The organism is Nonomuraea glycinis, assembly GCF_035920485.1.
GTDB classification, from domain to species: Bacteria; Actinomycetota; Actinomycetes; order Streptosporangiales; family Streptosporangiaceae; genus Nonomuraea; species Nonomuraea glycinis.
The window spans coordinates 1050557-1065529 of the sequence record NZ_CP109166.1 but is presented as its reverse complement, the minus strand read 5'-3'; the positions used below and the strand labels follow the sequence as shown (position 1 = coordinate 1065529).

18 protein-coding genes are annotated in these 14973 nt (G+C 70.5%); 3 read left to right on the top strand and 15 right to left on the bottom strand.

The window, feature by feature from the left end; all coding sequences use genetic code 11:
- Positions 1 to 4: 4 nt before the first annotated feature.
- The 7 genes from OHA68_RS04875 to OHA68_RS04845 all read right to left on the bottom strand — a co-directional run bounded on the left by OHA68_RS04875 (position 5) and on the right by OHA68_RS04845 (position 6506).
- Positions 5 to 1651, bottom strand: a complete 1647-nt coding sequence (locus OHA68_RS04875; RefSeq protein ID WP_327106536.1) for an acetolactate synthase — start codon at positions 1649 to 1651, stop codon at positions 5 to 7.
- Positions 1652 to 1703: 52 nt separating this feature from the next.
- The gene (locus OHA68_RS04870) at positions 1704 to 2471 is read right to left on the bottom strand and encodes a DUF4097 family beta strand repeat-containing protein (RefSeq protein ID WP_327106535.1); all 768 of its coding nucleotides are present in this window, start codon (positions 2469 to 2471) and stop codon (positions 1704 to 1706) included.
- Entirely contained in the window at positions 2468 to 3121 is a 654-nt protein-coding gene (locus OHA68_RS04865; protein WP_327106534.1) for a response regulator transcription factor, read from the bottom strand. The genes OHA68_RS04870 and OHA68_RS04865 overlap by 4 nt, the downstream gene beginning before the upstream one ends.
- Positions 3112 to 4272, bottom strand: coding sequence for a sensor histidine kinase (locus OHA68_RS04860; RefSeq protein ID WP_327106533.1), 1161 nt, complete (start codon positions 4270 to 4272; stop codon positions 3112 to 3114). The genes OHA68_RS04865 and OHA68_RS04860 overlap by 10 nt, the downstream gene beginning before the upstream one ends.
- Before the next feature lie 118 nt (positions 4273 to 4390).
- Positions 4391 to 4972 carry a helix-turn-helix domain-containing protein gene (locus tag OHA68_RS04855; RefSeq protein ID WP_189136385.1) on the bottom strand — a complete coding sequence of 194 codons (582 nt, stop codon included), beginning with the start codon at positions 4970 to 4972 and terminating at the stop codon, positions 4391 to 4393.
- Positions 4973 to 5033: 61 nt separating this feature from the next.
- Positions 5034 to 5756 carry a dethiobiotin synthase gene (gene bioD / locus OHA68_RS04850; protein ID WP_327106532.1) on the bottom strand — a complete coding sequence of 241 codons (723 nt, stop codon included), beginning with the start codon at positions 5754 to 5756 and terminating at the stop codon, positions 5034 to 5036.
- Positions 5757 to 5786: 30 nt separating this feature from the next.
- A complete protein-coding gene (locus OHA68_RS04845; protein WP_189136387.1) occupies positions 5787 to 6506 on the bottom strand; it encodes a GntR family transcriptional regulator in 720 nt (239 codons plus the stop codon).
- A 582-nt stretch (positions 6507 to 7088) separates the two neighbouring features.
- Here OHA68_RS04845 and OHA68_RS04840 point away from each other — a divergent pair.
- Positions 7089 to 8558 (top strand): histidine kinase N-terminal domain-containing protein, encoded by a 1470-nt coding sequence (locus OHA68_RS04840; protein WP_327106531.1) that lies wholly within the window; start codon positions 7089 to 7091, stop codon positions 8556 to 8558.
- Positions 8559 to 8711: 153 nt separating this feature from the next.
- Here the strand turns inward: OHA68_RS04840 and OHA68_RS04835 are convergent, their stop codons facing one another.
- Positions 8712 to 8966, bottom strand: coding sequence for a WhiB family transcriptional regulator (locus OHA68_RS04835; RefSeq protein WP_189136389.1), 255 nt, complete (start codon positions 8964 to 8966; stop codon positions 8712 to 8714).
- 265 nt (positions 8967 to 9231) lie between these two features.
- Positions 9232 to 10197: a diacylglycerol/lipid kinase family protein gene (locus tag OHA68_RS04830; RefSeq protein WP_327106530.1), complete on the bottom strand. Its 966-nt coding sequence runs from the start codon at positions 10195 to 10197 to the stop codon at positions 9232 to 9234.
- 111 nt (positions 10198 to 10308) lie between these two features.
- Here OHA68_RS04830 and OHA68_RS04825 point away from each other — a divergent pair, with 111 nt between their 5' ends.
- Entirely contained in the window at positions 10309 to 10695 is a 387-nt protein-coding gene (locus OHA68_RS04825) for a hypothetical protein (RefSeq protein WP_189136391.1), read from the top strand.
- Here OHA68_RS04825 and OHA68_RS04820 read toward each other — a convergent pair.
- From OHA68_RS04820 to sodN, 3 genes are all read right to left on the bottom strand, one after another.
- Positions 10692 to 11471: an RNA polymerase sigma factor SigF gene (locus OHA68_RS04820; protein WP_327106529.1), complete on the bottom strand. Its 780-nt coding sequence runs from the start codon at positions 11469 to 11471 to the stop codon at positions 10692 to 10694. The two genes, OHA68_RS04825 and OHA68_RS04820, sit on opposite strands and share 4 nt — an antisense overlap.
- A 17-nt stretch (positions 11472 to 11488) precedes the next feature.
- Entirely contained in the window at positions 11489 to 11914 is a 426-nt protein-coding gene (locus OHA68_RS04815; RefSeq protein ID WP_189136393.1) for an ATP-binding protein, read from the bottom strand.
- Between the two features lie 128 nt (positions 11915 to 12042).
- Positions 12043 to 12444: a superoxide dismutase, Ni gene (gene sodN / locus OHA68_RS04810; RefSeq protein ID WP_225276875.1), complete on the bottom strand. Its 402-nt coding sequence runs from the start codon at positions 12442 to 12444 to the stop codon at positions 12043 to 12045.
- Between the two features lie 89 nt (positions 12445 to 12533).
- Here sodN and OHA68_RS04805 point away from each other — a divergent pair, with 89 nt between their 5' ends.
- Positions 12534 to 12884: a S24 family peptidase gene (locus OHA68_RS04805; RefSeq protein WP_327106528.1), complete on the top strand. Its 351-nt coding sequence runs from the start codon at positions 12534 to 12536 to the stop codon at positions 12882 to 12884.
- On the opposite strand, the gene OHA68_RS04800 is transcribed toward OHA68_RS04805, so the two are convergent.
- The 3 genes from OHA68_RS04800 to OHA68_RS04790 form a co-directional block, all read right to left on the bottom strand.
- Positions 12860 to 13273, bottom strand: coding sequence for a CGNR zinc finger domain-containing protein (locus OHA68_RS04800; RefSeq protein ID WP_189136395.1), 414 nt, complete (start codon positions 13271 to 13273; stop codon positions 12860 to 12862). The two genes, OHA68_RS04805 and OHA68_RS04800, sit on opposite strands and share 25 nt — an antisense overlap.
- Positions 13274 to 13402: 129 nt before the next feature.
- Positions 13403 to 14149, bottom strand: coding sequence for an amino acid ABC transporter ATP-binding protein (locus OHA68_RS04795; RefSeq protein WP_327106527.1), 747 nt, complete (start codon positions 14147 to 14149; stop codon positions 13403 to 13405).
- Positions 14146 to 14973 carry an amino acid ABC transporter permease gene (locus OHA68_RS04790; RefSeq protein WP_327106526.1) on the bottom strand — a complete coding sequence of 276 codons (828 nt, stop codon included), beginning with the start codon at positions 14971 to 14973 and terminating at the stop codon, positions 14146 to 14148. Before OHA68_RS04790 ends, OHA68_RS04795 begins: the two co-directional genes overlap by 4 nt.

Genomic DNA, 14973 nt, shown 5'->3' with positions numbered 1-14973 from the left:
CGCCTCACACGCCGGTCGTGTTGCGCGGGTAGGCGATCGCCGGGTCCGTGGCGATGTTCACCATGTACGGGATGCCGGAGTCGAACGCGCGGCGGAGGGCGGGACCGATCTCCGACGGCTTGGTGACCAGCTCCCCGCCGCCGCCGAGCGCCGTGACGACCTGGTCGTAGCGGCACTGCGGCTGCAGCTCCGCGGCCACGTCGTAGCCGTAGAGCAGCTGCATCGGGTGCTTCTCCAGGCCCCAGATGCCGTTGTTGCCGCAGATCATGACGACCGGCAGGCGGTGCCGTACCAGGGTGTCGACGTCCATCAGGGAGAAGCCCGCGGCGCCGTCGCCCAGCAGGAGGACCACCTGCGAGGAGGGGCGGGCCAGGCGGGCGGCGATGGCGTAGCCGAGCCCGGTGCCGAGACAGCCGTAGGGGCCCGGGTCGAGCCAGTTGCCCGGCTGCCTGGGCTCGACGTACTTGCCCGCGTAGGAGACGAAGTCGCCGCCGTCGCCGATCACCACGGCGTCCTCGGCCAGCACCTTGCCCAGCTCGCCGTAGACGCGCATGGGGTGGATCGGGTCGGAGTCGGCGGCCAGCAGGCCCGCGTCGCCGGCGATGGTGGCGGCGGCCTTGTCGGCCAGCTTCGTCACCCAGTCGGCGTAGCGGGTCGGCTTGACGCCCGCGTCGCCGCAGGCGTCACCGAGGCTCCAGAGCACCACGGACAGGTCGCCCGCGGCCGAGGCGACCGGACGCATGTGCGTGGTCAGGTGGGACGGCGCGTCGGCGATGTGCACCACCTTGGCCAGCGGCGCGCCGTCCTTGCCGCCGAACCAGCCGTAGCCGAGGCGGAAGTCGAGCGGGGTGCCGATGACGACGACCAGGTCGGCCTGGGCGAAGGCGTCGCCGCGGGCGCGGGTGACGAGCAGCTCGTGACCGGCGGGCAGGATGCCACGGCCCTGGCCGTTGGGGATGACCGGCAGCCGCCAGGTCTCCGCGAAGTCGCGGGCGGCCTCCTCGGCCCGGTCCATCCACACGTCCGAGCCGTAGACCAGCACCGGCCGCTCGGCCTCGGCCAGCAGTTTGGCGATGGCGCGCAGGTCGTCCCGGTCGGGCTCCAGCGGCGAGGGCGACTGCGTCTGCGTCTCGTGCACGGGGGAGGGCGCGAACAGGTGGTCCATGTGGAAGTCGAGGAAGACCGGGCCACGGTGCGGCGCGACCGCGGTGCGGAAGGCCATCTCGACGTCCTGGCCCACCGAGTCGGCGCCGGAGGCGGTGAAGGCCAGCTTGGTGATCGGGGCGAGCAGCGGCGGGTGGTCCATCTCCTGCAGCGCTCCGCTGCCCCAGCGCGACTGCGGGGCGCGGCCGCCCATGATGACCACCGGCGAGCCGTTGGCGTGCGCGGTGGCCACGCCGCTGATGCCGTTGGTGATGCCGGGCCCGGCCGTCAGCACGGCCAGGCCGGGTGTCCTGGTGAGCCGGGCCGTGGCCTCGGCGGCGAAGACCGCGCTCTGCTCGTGGCGCACGTCGAGGATGCGTACGCCCTCGTGCTGCGCGCCGTCGTAGAGGGGGAAGACATGCCCGCCCGAGAGGGTGAACATGGTCTCGACACCGTAGGCCTTGGACACGGCGACGGCGGCGTCACCGGCGTGCTTCGCAGACTTCATGCCCGGGAACTTACCAATGAGTCACAAGAGTAAACAGTCCATGGGCTCCCGTTCAGCAGCAGATGTCCACCTCGCCCTGCGGAGTGGACGCGGTGATCTTCCGCGGCGACGTGGCGGAGCGGTCGGTGGAGACGGAGGCGTCCGGGGCCATCACCGACACGTCATAGCGAGCCTCCGGCAGGTTCAGGTCGATGTCGCCGGAGGTCCTGACCACCGCCCGCACCCGGGTCGGCGGCTCCCGGAAATCCATCTCCACCCGCCCGGAGCCCACCTCCACGTCGGCCCGGTCCACGAAGAGGTCGTCCCCCCTGACATCGCCCGAGCCGCTTCTGACGTGCAGGGGGCCGGGGATGTCGTAGGCGTAGACGTCACCGGAGACCGAGGTGACGCGCACGTCGCCGTACACGCCGTCGACGCCGACCGGGGCGGTGGAGCTGATGACCTCGATGTCGGTCTCCTGAGGCACGAACAGCCGATAGTCGACCTCGCAGGTCTCTTCCTGCTGCCATTCCGGTGTGCAGGAGGAGTCCAGCCGCAGCGTCCGGCCGTTCCAGTCCTCGGAGACGGACGGCTTGTCCCGCGTCCACTCCAGCTGTCGGTCGACGACGATCACACCGGCCTCGCCCGCGTGTACGGCGAGTCGTATGTGGCCTCCGTTCGCCTCGATCCTGAGCTGCGCGTTGCCCGGGAGGGGGATGGTCCGGGTGGTGTGCTCGCTCGGCGCCTGCGCCATGGCTATCCCCCGGGAGAGGCCCACGGTGGTGACGACCAGGGTCAGCACGGTCACCAGAGCGCCGGCGATCAACCAGGCCGTTCTCATGGCAGGCTCCTGATCTTGAGAAACTGCAGGACGGCGAGCACCCGCCGGTGGTCACCCTCGGCGGGGGACAGGTCGAGCTTGGTGAAGATGTTGCCGATGTGCTTGCCCACCGCTCCCTCGCTGAGCACGAGCTGCCGGCCGATGCCCGCGTTGGAGCGGCCCTCGGCCATCAGCTGGAGCACCTCGCTCTCCCGGGGCGACAGCCGGTCCAGCGGGTCGCTGTGGCCGCGCAGCAGGAGCTGGGCGACCACCTCGGGGTCCAGCGCGGTGCCACCCGCCGCCACCCTGCGCAGCGCGTCGATGAACTCGTCCACGTCCGCCACGCGGTCCTTGAGCAGGTAGCCGACGCCGCCGGTGGCGGAGGCGAGCAGCTGGGCGGCGTAGCGCTCCTCGACGTACTGGGACAGCACCAGGACCGCCGGCGAGGGTTGCGCCCGGCGCAGCACCAGCGAGGCGCGCAGGCCCTCGTCGGTGTGCGTGGGCGGCATGCGCACATCCGTGAGCACCAGATCGGGGCGGTGCTCCGCGGCCGCGCGCAGTAACTGCTCGGCGTCGCCGACGGCGGCCACCACCCGCATGCCGGCGGCCTCCAGAAGCCGGATCAGCCCCTCGCGCAGCAGCACGGAGTCCTCGGCCAGCACTACTCGCACGGTAGATCCACCTCGATCGTCGTAGGGCCGCCCAGCGGGCTGTGCAGGCGCAGGGTGCCGTCCACGGAGTCGATGCGCTGGCCGAGGCCGCGCAGCCCGGTGCCGCCGTCGAGCCGGGCGCCGCCGCAGCCGTCGTCGTAGACCAGGACGTGCAGCCGATCGCGCTCGCGGCGCACCGTCACCTCGGCCCTGGTGGCCGCGGCGTGCTTGGCGATGTTGGTGAGTGCTTCGGACACGATGAAGAAGGCCACCGCCTCGATCGTGGGGGTGGTGCGGCGCTCGATGTCGACGCGCAGCCGTACCGGGATGGGGGCCCGGGCGGCCACGCCGGAGAGCGCCGCGTCCAGGCCCTGGTCGTTGAGCACCGCGGGATGCAGGCCGCGGACGAGGTCGCGCAGCTCCTTGAGCGCCTGCTTGGACTCCTCGTGCGCGCGCTCGATGGCCTCGCGGGCCGGCTCGGGCAGGTCGCGCAGCGTCGCGCGGGCCAGCCCGAGGTTCATCGCCAGCGACACGAGCCGCTGCTGGGCTCCGTCGTGCAGGTCGCGCTCGATGCGGCGGCGCTCGGCGTCGGCCGCGTCGATCACGCCGGCCCGGCTCTCGGTCAGCGTCTCGATCCGCTGGCCCAGCTCCTGGTGGCTGGGGCCGAGCAGGGTGCGGGCGATCGACAGGTCCAGCATGGCCATCGCCCGCGCCAGGATGGGCGCCAGGAACAGCAGCAGGAGGCCGAGGGCGACGTAGATGGCCAGCACCACGGGGTCGCGCAGATCGATGGGGAAGACCAGGGGCGGCGGCTGGATGAGCGGGGGCAGGAAGGCGCTCACCCCCACCAGGCCCCCGGCCCACACGAGCGCGACCATGGCCGCGCTCACCGCACCCACCAGCGGGGAGAGCAGGTGGTAGCCGATCTGCCGCCACAGGCTGCTGGTGCGCAGGGTCGGCGCGGCCGGCACCGGCGGGATGCGCACGCCGAGGAAGGCCTCGAACCTGGAGCGCTGCACCCGGGTGAGCCAGGGCATGCCGACGCGCAGCGCGGGCGGGAACACGGCCAGCACGAGGGTGAGCCAGGCGAGCACGAACGCGACGGGCGGCCCGGTCATGACGTGCGCCGTCGCCAGCCAGGCCCTCGCCGACCAGGGGCGGATGGCTTTCATGTCTCCAACGTATTGATCGCGGCACCATGCGCGACATGGCCCTGCTGTGTCCATCCAGGGTGGAGGTAGCCCCACCTTTACATCGGGATTATCCCGCTAAGTCGTGAAATGGGGGAGATCAGGCTTGCGGCCGCGCGCGGACGTGCATGCGTTCGCCCTGGGAGCCGAACAGGATGAGGATCTCGACCGGCTGGTCGTCGGCGCAGCCGAACCAGTGCGGCACCCGGGTGTCGAACTCGGCGGCCTCACCCGCGCGCAGCACCAGATCACGCTCGGCCAGCAGCAGCCGCAGCCGTCCGGACAGCACGTACAGCCACTCGTAGCCCTCGTGCGTCTGCGGCTCCGTCCGGGGGCGGTCCGGCTCAATAATGATCTTGTACGCCTGCGGGCTGCCCGGCTGTCTGGTCAGCGGCAGCACGGTCATGCGGTTCAGCCGGCGGGGGGAGAGCTGGATGCGCGGGTCGCCGACCTCCGGCGCGCCCACGAGCTCCTCCAGGGGCACCCGGTAGGCCTGGGCGATGGGCAGCAGCAGCTCCAGGCTGGGGCGGCGGCGGCCGGACTCCAGGCGCGACAGGGTGCTGGTGGAGATCCCGGTGGCCTGGGTGAGCGCGGACAGGGTCAGGCCGCGCTCGGCACGCAGTCCCTTGAGCCGGGGGCCCACCTTCGCCAGGACCCCGTTGATCGCCGCAGAGTTCTCCATGGCATCTCTCATTCCCGGAAACAGCATGAAAAGCTGCCACAACGGGGGCATGAGCGCAAGCTCACGGACCCAGCGCGCAGGTCTCCCTGAACGCCGCCGGGTCGAACGAGCCGCCCAGCGTGCCGGCCAGGCCGCGCCGCGCCACGGCGGCGAACTCCTCGCGGCCGAGCCCGGCGGCGCCCTCGGGCAGCACCCCCGCCAGGGGCCGCGCCGCCAGCATCTCCAGGTCGGCCACGTTGCTCCGCTCGGCCAGGCCCGGACTGCCGGGCCAGGCCCCGATCACCAGCCCGGCCAGGTCGAGTCCCCGATGAGCCAGCGCCTCCAGCGTCAGCGCGGTGTGGTTGAGCGTGCCCGGCCCGGCGCGGGTCACCACAAGCACCTGCGCCCCGAGCATCCTGGCCAGGTCGGCGATGGTCGCGCCGTCCTCGTCGAAGCGCACCAGCAGCCCGCCCGTGCCCTCCACGACCACCAGCCGGACGGTCTCGGTCAGCTCCCGGACCAGGCCCGCCGCCGCGGGCATCGACACCGCGGGCTCTCTCGCCAGCCGGGCGGCGGCGGCCGGCGACAGCGGCGCCTCGAACCGGGCCAGCTCGAACGTGGTCGTCACGCCGGACAGCCGGATGACCTCGTCGACATCGGCTCTCTCGCCGGGCGCCGCCCCCGTCTGGGCGGGCTTGACCACGGCCACGCTCGACCCCCGGCCCCGCGCCAGCGTCGCCAGCGCCGCGCACACGACGGTCTTCCCCACGCCGGCGTCGGTCCCGCAGACGACGATCACACTCATCAGGCCAGCGTAGAGCGCCGGCGGCGGAGACTACGGGCGGCGCAACCGGGTGACGAACTTGTAGCGGTCTCCCCGGTAGAGCGACTGCGCCCACTCCACCGGGTTGCCGTCGGCGTCGAAGGCGTGCCGGGTCAGCAGCAGCATGGGCAGGCCCACGTCCACGCCGAGCAGCTTCGCGTCGTACGGGGTGGCGAGCACGGTCTCGATGATCTCCTCGGCGTCCGTCAGCCGTACGTTGTAGGCGTTGTGCAGCGTCTCGTACAGCGAGGAGTGCACTTCCAGTTCGCGCCGCAGCCGGGGGAAGCGGCGCGCGGACAGGTGGGTGGTGTCGACCGAGACGGGCTCGCCGTTGGCCAGCCGGAGCCGGTGGATGCGCAGCACGCGCCCGCCCGGGTTGATGGCCAGCCGCCTGGCCAGCGGCTCGTCCGCGGTGAGGTAGCCGATCTCCAGGATCTTGGTGTCGGGCTCCAGCCCGGCGGTGCGCAGGTCGCCGATGTAGGAGGTCAGCTGCAGCACCTGGGCGACCTTGGGCTGCGCGACGAACGTGCCCTTGCCCTGGATGCGCAGCAGCCGCCCCTCCACGACGAGCTCGGTCAGCGCCTGCCTGACGGTCGTGCGCGAGGTCTCGAAGCGTACGGCCAGCGTCCGCTCGGGCGGCAGCGCGGTGCCCGCCGAGAGCGACTTGGTGAGCTCGAGCAGGCTCCGTTTCACGTCGTAGTACTTCGGTACGCGAGGGCCGTCGTCTGTCACGCTCTCACCTTCACTTCTGCCACGGCGGTGAGGGCGTGTCTGGTCACCGCGAGATCATCGGAACTCACTTCGGCCCGAGCGGTCAACCATGGGTGAAGGCGGCCCGCCGGCACGGACGGCGGCCGGCAGCCTCCTGCCCGCGGTTGCGGCTCCGCACGGGTGGCAGGATCCGGGAGGGCGAGGCCGGGCGGCTCGCTCGCCCTGTCGCACGCCAATCCGGGCAGCTCAGGCTGATGGTGAAGGATAACCGCAGGGGTGGGCGTGGCCGCAACCGAGGTCGGTGCGAAGGCCCTGCGGGGTGCGGCAGGAAGCGTGTCGATCTTGGGAAACCGGCCCAGGAAGCGCGGGTCATGGCGGCGGAAGAGCCTGCGCAGTGTGATGGTTCTCACAATGTGAGATTTGATGAAAAAGGCGGGTAAATAGGCACTTTTGCGTCTCGTATGCCGAGACGTTGCGTCTTGGCCGGACCAGGCCTCGCCGCTGCGGCCGAGGCGGCAGCCGGTGTGCGCGTACAGCCCCATGTGCGCATTCAACCAGGGCGCCGGTTTGGCTGTTAGGCGGTCGAGCACGCATGATGCACTCGTGCCGACTCTCAGCGACCTCGTCGTCCGCCACACCGCGCTGAACGCGGAGGACCTCGACTGGCTGCACTCGCTGGTCTCCGACTGGCAGCTGCTGGCCGACCTGTCGTTCGCCGATCTCATCCTGTGGGCGCCCCTGCTGGGTGAGGGCGGCTGGATCGCGATCGCCCAGATGCGGCCCACCACCGGGCCGACCGTCTATCACGACGACATCGTCGGCTCCGTGGCCGCCAAGGGCGAGCGCCCGCTGATCGACACCGCCTGGAACGAGCGGCGCATCTGCCGGGAGGGCGACCCCGACTGGTCGACCGGCGTGCCGGTCCGGGAGGAGACCATCCCGGTGCGGCGCGCGGTCCCGGAGGGTGAGGCGCGCTTCCTGGCGATCATCCAGCGCTCCACCAACCTGTCCTCGGCCCGCACCCCGTCCCGGCTGGAGCTCACCTACCTGCAGAGCGCCTCGGACCTGGCGCAGATGGTGGCCGAGGGGCGCTTCCCGTTCTCCGGCGACGAGCCGATCCTGGTCCGCTCGCCCCGGGTCGGCGACGGCCTGCTGCGACTGGACAGGGCGGGCCGGGTCACCTACGCCTCGCCCAACGCGCTGTCGGCCTACCGGCGGCTCGGGCTGCACGCCGACCTGGTGGGCGCCGAGCTCGGCAGGGTGACCGCGACGCTGTGCTACTCCGACGAGCCCATCAACGAAGATCTCATGATCGTGGCCAGCGGGCGGGCCGCCAAGGAGACAGAGGTGGAGTCGGGCGGCACGATCGTGCAGCTCCGGGCGATCCCGTTGATCGTCGGCGGCGGCCGGATCGGCGCGCTGGTGCTCATCCGTGACGTGACCGAGCTGCGGCGGCGTGAGCGGGAGCTGATGACCAAGGACGCCACCATCCGCGAGATCCACCACCGGGTCAAGAACAACCTGCAGACCGTGGCCGCGCTGCTCCGGCTCCAGGCCAGGCGGCTGCAGGTGCCGGAGGGCCGCGAGGCGCTGGAGGAGGCCGTACGGCGGGTCGGGTCGATCGCGATCGTGCACGAGACGCTCTCGCACGCGCCGGAGGAGTTCGTGGACTTCGACGACATCGCCGACCGGGTGATCGCGATGGCGGGGGAGGTCTCGGCGGCGGAGGCGGCCGTCATGCCGCGGCGGGTGGGCGGCTTCGGGGTGCTGCCCTCGCTGATCGCCACCCCGCTCGCGATGGCGCTGACCGAGTTGCTGCAGAACGCGCTCCAGCACGGCCGGCCCCAGCGGCTGCAGGTGGTGGTCGAGCCGGGCCCCGAGCGGCTCAACGTGCTCGTCTGGGACGACGGTCAGGGGCTGCCCGAGGGGTTCGACCTCGACAGCTCCACCAGCCTCGGCCTGCAGATCGTCCGCACCCTCGTCGAGGGGGAGCTGTCGGGCAGGCTGGCGGTCAAGCCGCGGGAGGGTGGCGGCACGGAGGTCACGCTCTCGATCCCGCTGCCCGCCACCTGATCGGCCTGGATTCCCCCAGAAAAGCCTGAACGCCGCGCCCCTGTGTCAGGGACGCGGCGTGGTCCTGGTGGAAACGTGGTCGCACCAGGCTGGGTGATGGGCTGCGGCGTTCAGACGGGGCTCCTTTGCCACGCTGTACTTCTCCGGATTGTTTCAGGCGGTGGCGCGGGCGCGGGCCCGGGCGCTGCGGCGCTTGAGCGCCCTACGCTCGTCCTCGCTGAGGCCGCCCCAGACGCCGGCGTCCTGTCCGGACTCCAGCGCCCACTTCAGGCAGGCATCCATGGCCGAGCAGGAATGACATACTTGCTTGGCCTCCTCGATCTGCATGAGTGCCGGTCCGGTGTTGCCGATCGGGAAGAACAGCTCGGGGTCCACGTCACGGCAGGCAGCTACGTGGCGCCAGTCCATGCGTCCACTCCTTAGTCGATGGAGCCTTAGGTCGGCTCCGCGCGGCTACTTTGTGAATGATTTCACTAAGGCGTGCGAACGAGGTCCCGGATCGTGTGGGCCGGGAGATGTTCGCCGTCGGAGGATCTTTGGGGTGTTAAAGGTCCTACGTTCCGACGTCGTGAATTGAGCTTTTCAGCCACGGAGAGTGCACGCAAGAGGGTCTGACCGAAGTTTTGGCCGTTTGGGATGTCGGATGCGTCACACAATCACCGAATGTAACGTGCTAGACCAGAACTTGTAATGCGTTCGGGGTAGCCCGGAATGTGACGTACTCGCGCTCGCCGAGGTAGTCCCCGTCCAGTTGGAAGGCCACCGGGCGGTTGGCGGTCAGGGTGAACTCCGCCTCGTCGTGCAACTGGACCAGGTGCCTGCCGGACGGCAGGCTGTCACGCTCGGTGAGGATGTGCCGGACGACCGGCGCCATCGCCAGCGGCCCGATCCGCCGCAGCGCCAGCATGTCGAGCCCGGTCTCGAAGGCCGCCCAGGGTGTGGGGAGGACGGGCTTGCTCCCGATGTAGGACCAGGGCGAGGTGTTGCTGATGATCGCCATGTAGACGCCGGCGGCAGACGGGATGCCGGGACCGGTCAGGCGCATCGCGGGATGCTGCTTGTCCGTCGCCAGATAGTGCCGCAGGGCGGTGTTGACATACCGGGTGGGGGTTGCCTTGCGCCCGGCTCCCCGCAGCCCCTCGACGGCTCTGATGACCTCCGCGTCGTAGCCCATGCCCGAGCAGAAGGTGAAGTAGCGGCTCTCGCCCTCCCAGAGGGCCTGCCCCAGCCCGACGGTGCGCCGCCGGCCCTCGCGCAGCGCCTCCAGCACGGCGCCGGTGGCCTCGATGGGCTCGTTGGGCAGGCCGAGGGCCCTGGCGAAGACGTTGGCGCTGCCGCCCGGGATGACGATCAGGCCCGGCCGCCCCGCGCTCGGGTCGTCGCCGCCGGGGGGTGTGCCGCCGTTGACCGGGTTGAGCAGTCCGTTGACCGTCTCGTTGATGGTCCCGTCACCGCCCAGCACAGCCACCACGTCGTAGCCCTTGGCGCGGGCGTTGGCGGCCAGGGTGGCCGCGTGGCCGCGGTAGGCCGTCTGCTCGACGGTCAGATCGACGGCGGCGCCCAGCGCGCGGATGAGCACGTCGCGTGTCCGGGCGTTCGTGGTGGTGGCCTTGGGGTTCACCAAGAGCATCGTGCGCATGGGGCCAGCGTATCCGCTGGTCGATGTCTACCTTGTGGAGAAAATCCCATTTTGTGAGGTTTCGCCGGAGCGGGATTCTGCGGCGGGCGTACGCGTAGGTAGGGTTCGGATGTGTCGAAGCGTCCATGGAGCCTGATCACCGCCGCCCTCGTCGTCGCCCTCGAAGGGCTGGTCGCGTCCGGGCTGGGCATCTACGTCCTGGTGGAGACGGTGCGCGGCGGAGCCGACGACCTGACGGCCGCGCTGGCCGAGGCGGCGTTCGGCCTGCTGATCGGCGCCGGACTGCTCTGGGTGGCCTGGGGCGGACTGCTGGCGGCCGAGCGGTGGGGGAGAGCGCCCAGCGTGCTGACCCAGATCTTCATGATCCCGGTGGCGGTCACGCTCATCCAGTCGGACCAGCCACTCATCGGGATCCCGTTGATCGTGGTCGCCCTGATCGGGCTCGGCACGCTGCTGGCGCCTCCCACCACCCACGCCCTCTATGGGGACGAGACCTAGTCGTCGGCCGTAAGGCCCTCGCGAAGCTGGGCGAGGGTGCGGGCGAGCAGCCGGGACACGTGCATCTGTGAGATGCCGAGCTCGGTGGCGATCTGCGACTGGGTCATGTTGCCGAAGAAACGCAGCAGCAGGATGCGCTTCTCGCGCGGCGGCAGCCGCTCCAGCAGCGGCTTGAGCGACTCGCGATATTCGACCCCCTCCAGCGACTCGTCGACGATGCCGAGCGAGTCGGAGACGGCCGGCGCGTCGTCGTCGCCGGAGTCGGGCGCGTCCAGGGACACGGTCGAATAGGCGTTGGCCGACTCGAGCCCCTCGAGCACCTCCTCCTCGGTCATCTTGAGGAAGGCGGCCAACTCGGCCACCGTGGGCGCCCGGCCTTCGCGCTGCGACAGCTCGCTGATCGCCTTGGTGAGCGAGAGCTTGAGCTCCTGCAGCCGGCGCGGCACCCGGACCGCCCAGCCCTTGTCACGGAAGTGGCGCTTGATCTCGCCGACGATCGTGGGCGTGGCGTAGGTGGAGAACTCGACGCCGCGGTTGAGGTCGAACCGGTCGATGGACTTGATCAGACCGATGGTGGCGACCTGCGTGAGGTCGTCGAGCCACTCGCCCCGGTTGCGGAAGCGACGGGCCAGATATTCGACCAGGGGAAGGTGAAGCTCGACCAGCTCGTCCCTGATGCGCTGGCGGCGCGGCTCCTCGGGACTCAGCTCGGACAGCTCGGCGAAGAGCATGCGAGCACGCACCCGGTCGGGCACGGCGTGTTCGCTGGTGGCCATGGCTCCAGTCCCTTCCGTCACGCCGACCTCGCCACGCCTCGGCGCTTACGCAGGACGATCGCCATGCGGTCGGGGGAGTCGGTCACCGCGTCGACGTCGTCTGCCAGCGCGGTCAGCACCATCCAGGCGAAATCATCGCGTTTCGGCGCAGAGCTCCCCACAGTTGCGACCTCGACGCGGACCTGCATCTCCTGGCCCGTGAGCTCGAACTCGGCGGTCAGGTCGGTGCCCGGGACCGCTTCGCTCAGCAGCATGGCGCACGCTTCGTCGACCGCGATCCGCAGATCCTCGATCTCGTCCAGCGTGAAATCCAGCCGGGCGGCCAGCCCGGCCGTGGCCGTACGCAACACGGACAGATAAGCGCTGGCGGCGGGGAGCCTGATGCTCACCACGTCGCGGATGGCTGCCTCGCCTGTCGTGCGCGTCTCGGTTTCCTCGGTCACGATCCTCCTCGCGTATAAGACGCCTACTGCAACTTACCGCCCCTGGGACGTGCTTGGCGGATTCAGACTCGCCATCAACGGAAAAGGCTCTGTGCGGTCTGGAGCCGCACAGAGCCTTTTGCGCCGGTTTAGGCGGCCTTGGTCTCCCAGAAGATCTTGGAGATCTCGTCGATCTTGCCGAGCAGCGCATCGGCCTTGGCGACGTCGACCGTCCCCTTGCCGCCCGCCGCGCCGGCCAGCTTCGTGGCGTCCCAGAAGAGCTGGTGGAGCTGGGGGTAGGTCTCCAGGTGCGGAGGCTTGAAGTAGTCGGTCCAGAGCACCCACAGGTGGTGCTTGACCAGCTCGGCCCGCTCCTCCTTGATGGTGATCGCGCGAGCGCGGAAGACCGGGTCCTCATTGCCCGCGTACTTCTCCATGATCGCCTTGACCGACTCCGCCTCGATCCGGGCCTGAGCGGGGTCGTAGACACCGCAGGGCAGGTCGCAGTGGGCGGAAGCGACATGCTTGGGTCGTAGCAGTCGTGCGAGCATCAGAAAATCCTTCCTTGATGCCGAATCAGCTTGGTCCAAGTACCGACCTTACTCGTGTTCAAACGCCTTCGGATGAGGGGGTCAAGCCCATGAGAGTGCGTGTCGAGGGTGACTCGATGCGTCCGGCGCTGCTGCCCGGGGACTGGCTTCTGGTACGGCGCGGCGCCCGGGTGCGCCCCGGCGACCTCGTGGTGGCCAGGTTGCCCGGCGAGCCGGACCGGCTGATCGTCAAGCGGGTCGCCTGGCACGGCGCGGACGGCTGGTGGCTGGAGAGCGACAACCAGCGCGCCTCTGGCCGCCGCGACAGCTGGGACTTCGGCGCGGTCCCCGAGCTGGTCGGGCGGGTCGTGCTGCGCTACTGGCCGCCGCGCTACCGGCCACTGCGCTACCGGCCACTGCGCTACCGGTCACTGCGCTACTGGCGGCGGCGCGCCCGGTAGGCGGCCACGTTGGCCCGGCTGGCGCAGCGTGCCGAGCAGTAGCGGCGGGAGCGGTTGGAGGAGGTGTCGAGGAAGGCGTTCGAGCACCGGGGGTCCAGGCAGCGGCCCAGCCGCTCGGCGCCCAGCTCGGCGACGACCGCGGCCAGCCCCATGACGGCCGCGGCGCCGCTCTGGTCCGCCAGGTGCAGATGCCAGTGCCCGTCGTGGTCCGTCAGCTGAGGGCGTACGGGATAGCGGGACAGGAGGGCGTTGAGCAGGCCGGCCACCGTCGCGCCGTCGCCGGCGTCGAACACCGCGGCCAGCTCCGCCCGCAGCGGCTGGAGCTCGGGCGGTGCGGCGGGATCGTTGACCAGGCGGACCGCCCACTCGGCGTAAGAGGTCAGGTCCATGCCGGAGTATTACACGCCGCGAAGGGCGCCCCGAAATGGGACGCCCCTGGTACGCCGCGAAGGGCGCTCCGAAATGGGACGCCCCTGGTACGCCGCGAGGGGCGCCCCGGAACGGGACGCCCCTGGTCGTCATCCCCCTTCGGGGTGCAGGACCCGGGCGAGGAAGGAGCGGGTGCGTTCTTGCTGGGGATCGCCGATCACCTGGCTGGGCGGGCCGTCCTCGACGATGACGCCGCCGTCCATGAAGACCACCCGGTCGGCCACCTCGCGGGCGAAGCCCATCTCATGGGTGACCACGAGCATGGTCATGCCCTCCTCCGCCAGCTTGCGCATGACGGCGAGCACGTCGCCGACCAGCTCCGGGTCGAGCGCCGAGGTGGGCTCGTCGAACAGCATCAGGTCGGGGTTCATCGCCAGCGCCCTGGCGATGGCCACCCGCTGCTGCTGACCGCCGGAGAGCTGGGCGGGGAAGGAGTCGCACTTGTCGCCGACGCCGACCTTCTCCAGGTTCTCCCTGGCGACGACCTCGGCGTCCCGCTTGGACCGCTTCAGCACCCGCTGCTGGGCGATCATCACGTTCTGCAGGGCCGTCATGTGCGGGAAGAGGTTGAACTGCTGGAACACCATGCCGATGCGGCGCCTGACCGCGTCGATGTCCACGTCGGGGTCGGTGACCTCGATGCCCTCGACGTGGACGTGCCCCTTGGTCGGCTCCTCCAGCAGGTTCACGCAGCGCAGCAGCGTCGACTTGCCGGAGCCCGAGGGCCCGATCACGCACACCACCTGGCCGGGTTCGACCAGCATGTCGATGCCCACGAGCACCTTGTTGGCGCCGAAGTGCTTGTGCAGGTCCTTGATCTCGATGGCGTGGGTCATCGGCCCGTCCCCTTGAGCTTCTCCAGCCGTCCCGCGAGGTAGCCCAGCGGGATGGTGACGATCAGGTACGTGATGCCGGCGACCATGATGGGCGTGGCGTTGGCGTACTGGGAGGCCAGGTCGTTGCCGAACTTGGCCAGCTCCACGTACTGACCGGAGACGCCCAGGAACAGGACCAGGGAGGAGTCCTTCAGCAGGGCCACGAACTGGTTGGTGGTCGGCGGGATGACGATCCGGATGGCCTGCGGGATCACCACGGTGACCTGCGACCTGGCCGCCGACATGCCCAGTGACCTGGCCGCCTCGATCTGCCCCCGGGGCACGGCCTGCAGGCCCGCCCTGAAGATCTCCGCCTGGTAGGCCGCGCCGACCAGGCCGAGCCCGAGGATGCCCTGTCCGTAGGTGCCGAAGGGCACCTCGAAGCCGGGCAGCGCCAGCGGCAGGAAGGTGATCATCAGGAAGATCAGCAGGGCCGGCAGGCCGCGGAAGATCTCGATGTAGATCGACGAGATCCACCGGTACGGACGCACCGTCGACAGCCGCATCAGCGCGAGCAGCAGCCCGAACACGGCCGACAGGACGAAGCCGCCGACCGTGTAGATGATCGTGTTGCGCAGGGCGATCGTGAACAGGTCGGGCAGGGCGTGCGCCGCCACGTCGGGCTTGGCGAAGTTCTGCGCCAGGCTCGGCCAGTCGGCGTAGAAGACGAACCCGACCAGGGCGGCGATCAGGACGGCGTACTGGATGCCTCGGCTGATGCGCTGCTTCTTGCGGGGGCTGAGCCGGGCTCGCGCCGGCTCAGCCGTTCTCGGCAGTTCCGCCAT

Bases quoted from the DNA above. Each gene is read 5' to 3' on its own strand.
- OHA68_RS04875 (WP_327106536.1), bottom strand. From the start codon at position 1,651: ATGAAGTCTGCGAAGCACGCCGGTGACGCCGCCGTCGCCGTGTCCAAG.
- OHA68_RS04870 (WP_327106535.1), bottom strand. From the start codon at position 2,471: ATGAGAACGGCCTGGTTGATCGCCGGCGCTCTGGTGACCGTGCTGACC.
- OHA68_RS04860 (WP_327106533.1), bottom strand. From the start codon at position 4,272: ATGAAAGCCATCCGCCCCTGGTCGGCGAGGGCCTGGCTGGCGACGGCG.
- OHA68_RS04855 (WP_189136385.1), bottom strand. From the start codon at position 4,972: ATGGAGAACTCTGCGGCGATCAACGGGGTCCTGGCGAAGGTGGGCCCC.
- bioD (WP_327106532.1), bottom strand. From the start codon at position 5,756: ATGAGTGTGATCGTCGTCTGCGGGACCGACGCCGGCGTGGGGAAGACC.
- OHA68_RS04835 (WP_189136389.1), bottom strand. From the start codon at position 8,966: ATGGACTGGCGCCACGTAGCTGCCTGCCGTGACGTGGACCCCGAGCTG.
- OHA68_RS04830 (WP_327106530.1), bottom strand. From the start codon at position 10,197: ATGCGCACGATGCTCTTGGTGAACCCCAAGGCCACCACCACGAACGCC.
- OHA68_RS04820 (WP_327106529.1), bottom strand. From the start codon at position 11,471: ATGGCCACCAGCGAACACGCCGTGCCCGACCGGGTGCGTGCTCGCATG.
- sodN (WP_225276875.1), bottom strand. From the start codon at position 12,444: ATGCTCGCACGACTGCTACGACCCAAGCATGTCGCTTCCGCCCACTGC.
- OHA68_RS04805 (WP_327106528.1), top strand. From the start codon at position 12,534: ATGAGAGTGCGTGTCGAGGGTGACTCGATGCGTCCGGCGCTGCTGCCC.
- OHA68_RS04800 (WP_189136395.1), bottom strand. From the start codon at position 13,273: ATGGACCTGACCTCTTACGCCGAGTGGGCGGTCCGCCTGGTCAACGAT.
- OHA68_RS04795 (WP_327106527.1), bottom strand. From the start codon at position 14,149: ATGACCCACGCCATCGAGATCAAGGACCTGCACAAGCACTTCGGCGCC.
- OHA68_RS04790 (WP_327106526.1), bottom strand. From the start codon at position 14,973: ATGGCGGAACTGCCGAGAACGGCTGAGCCGGCGCGAGCCCGGCTCAGC.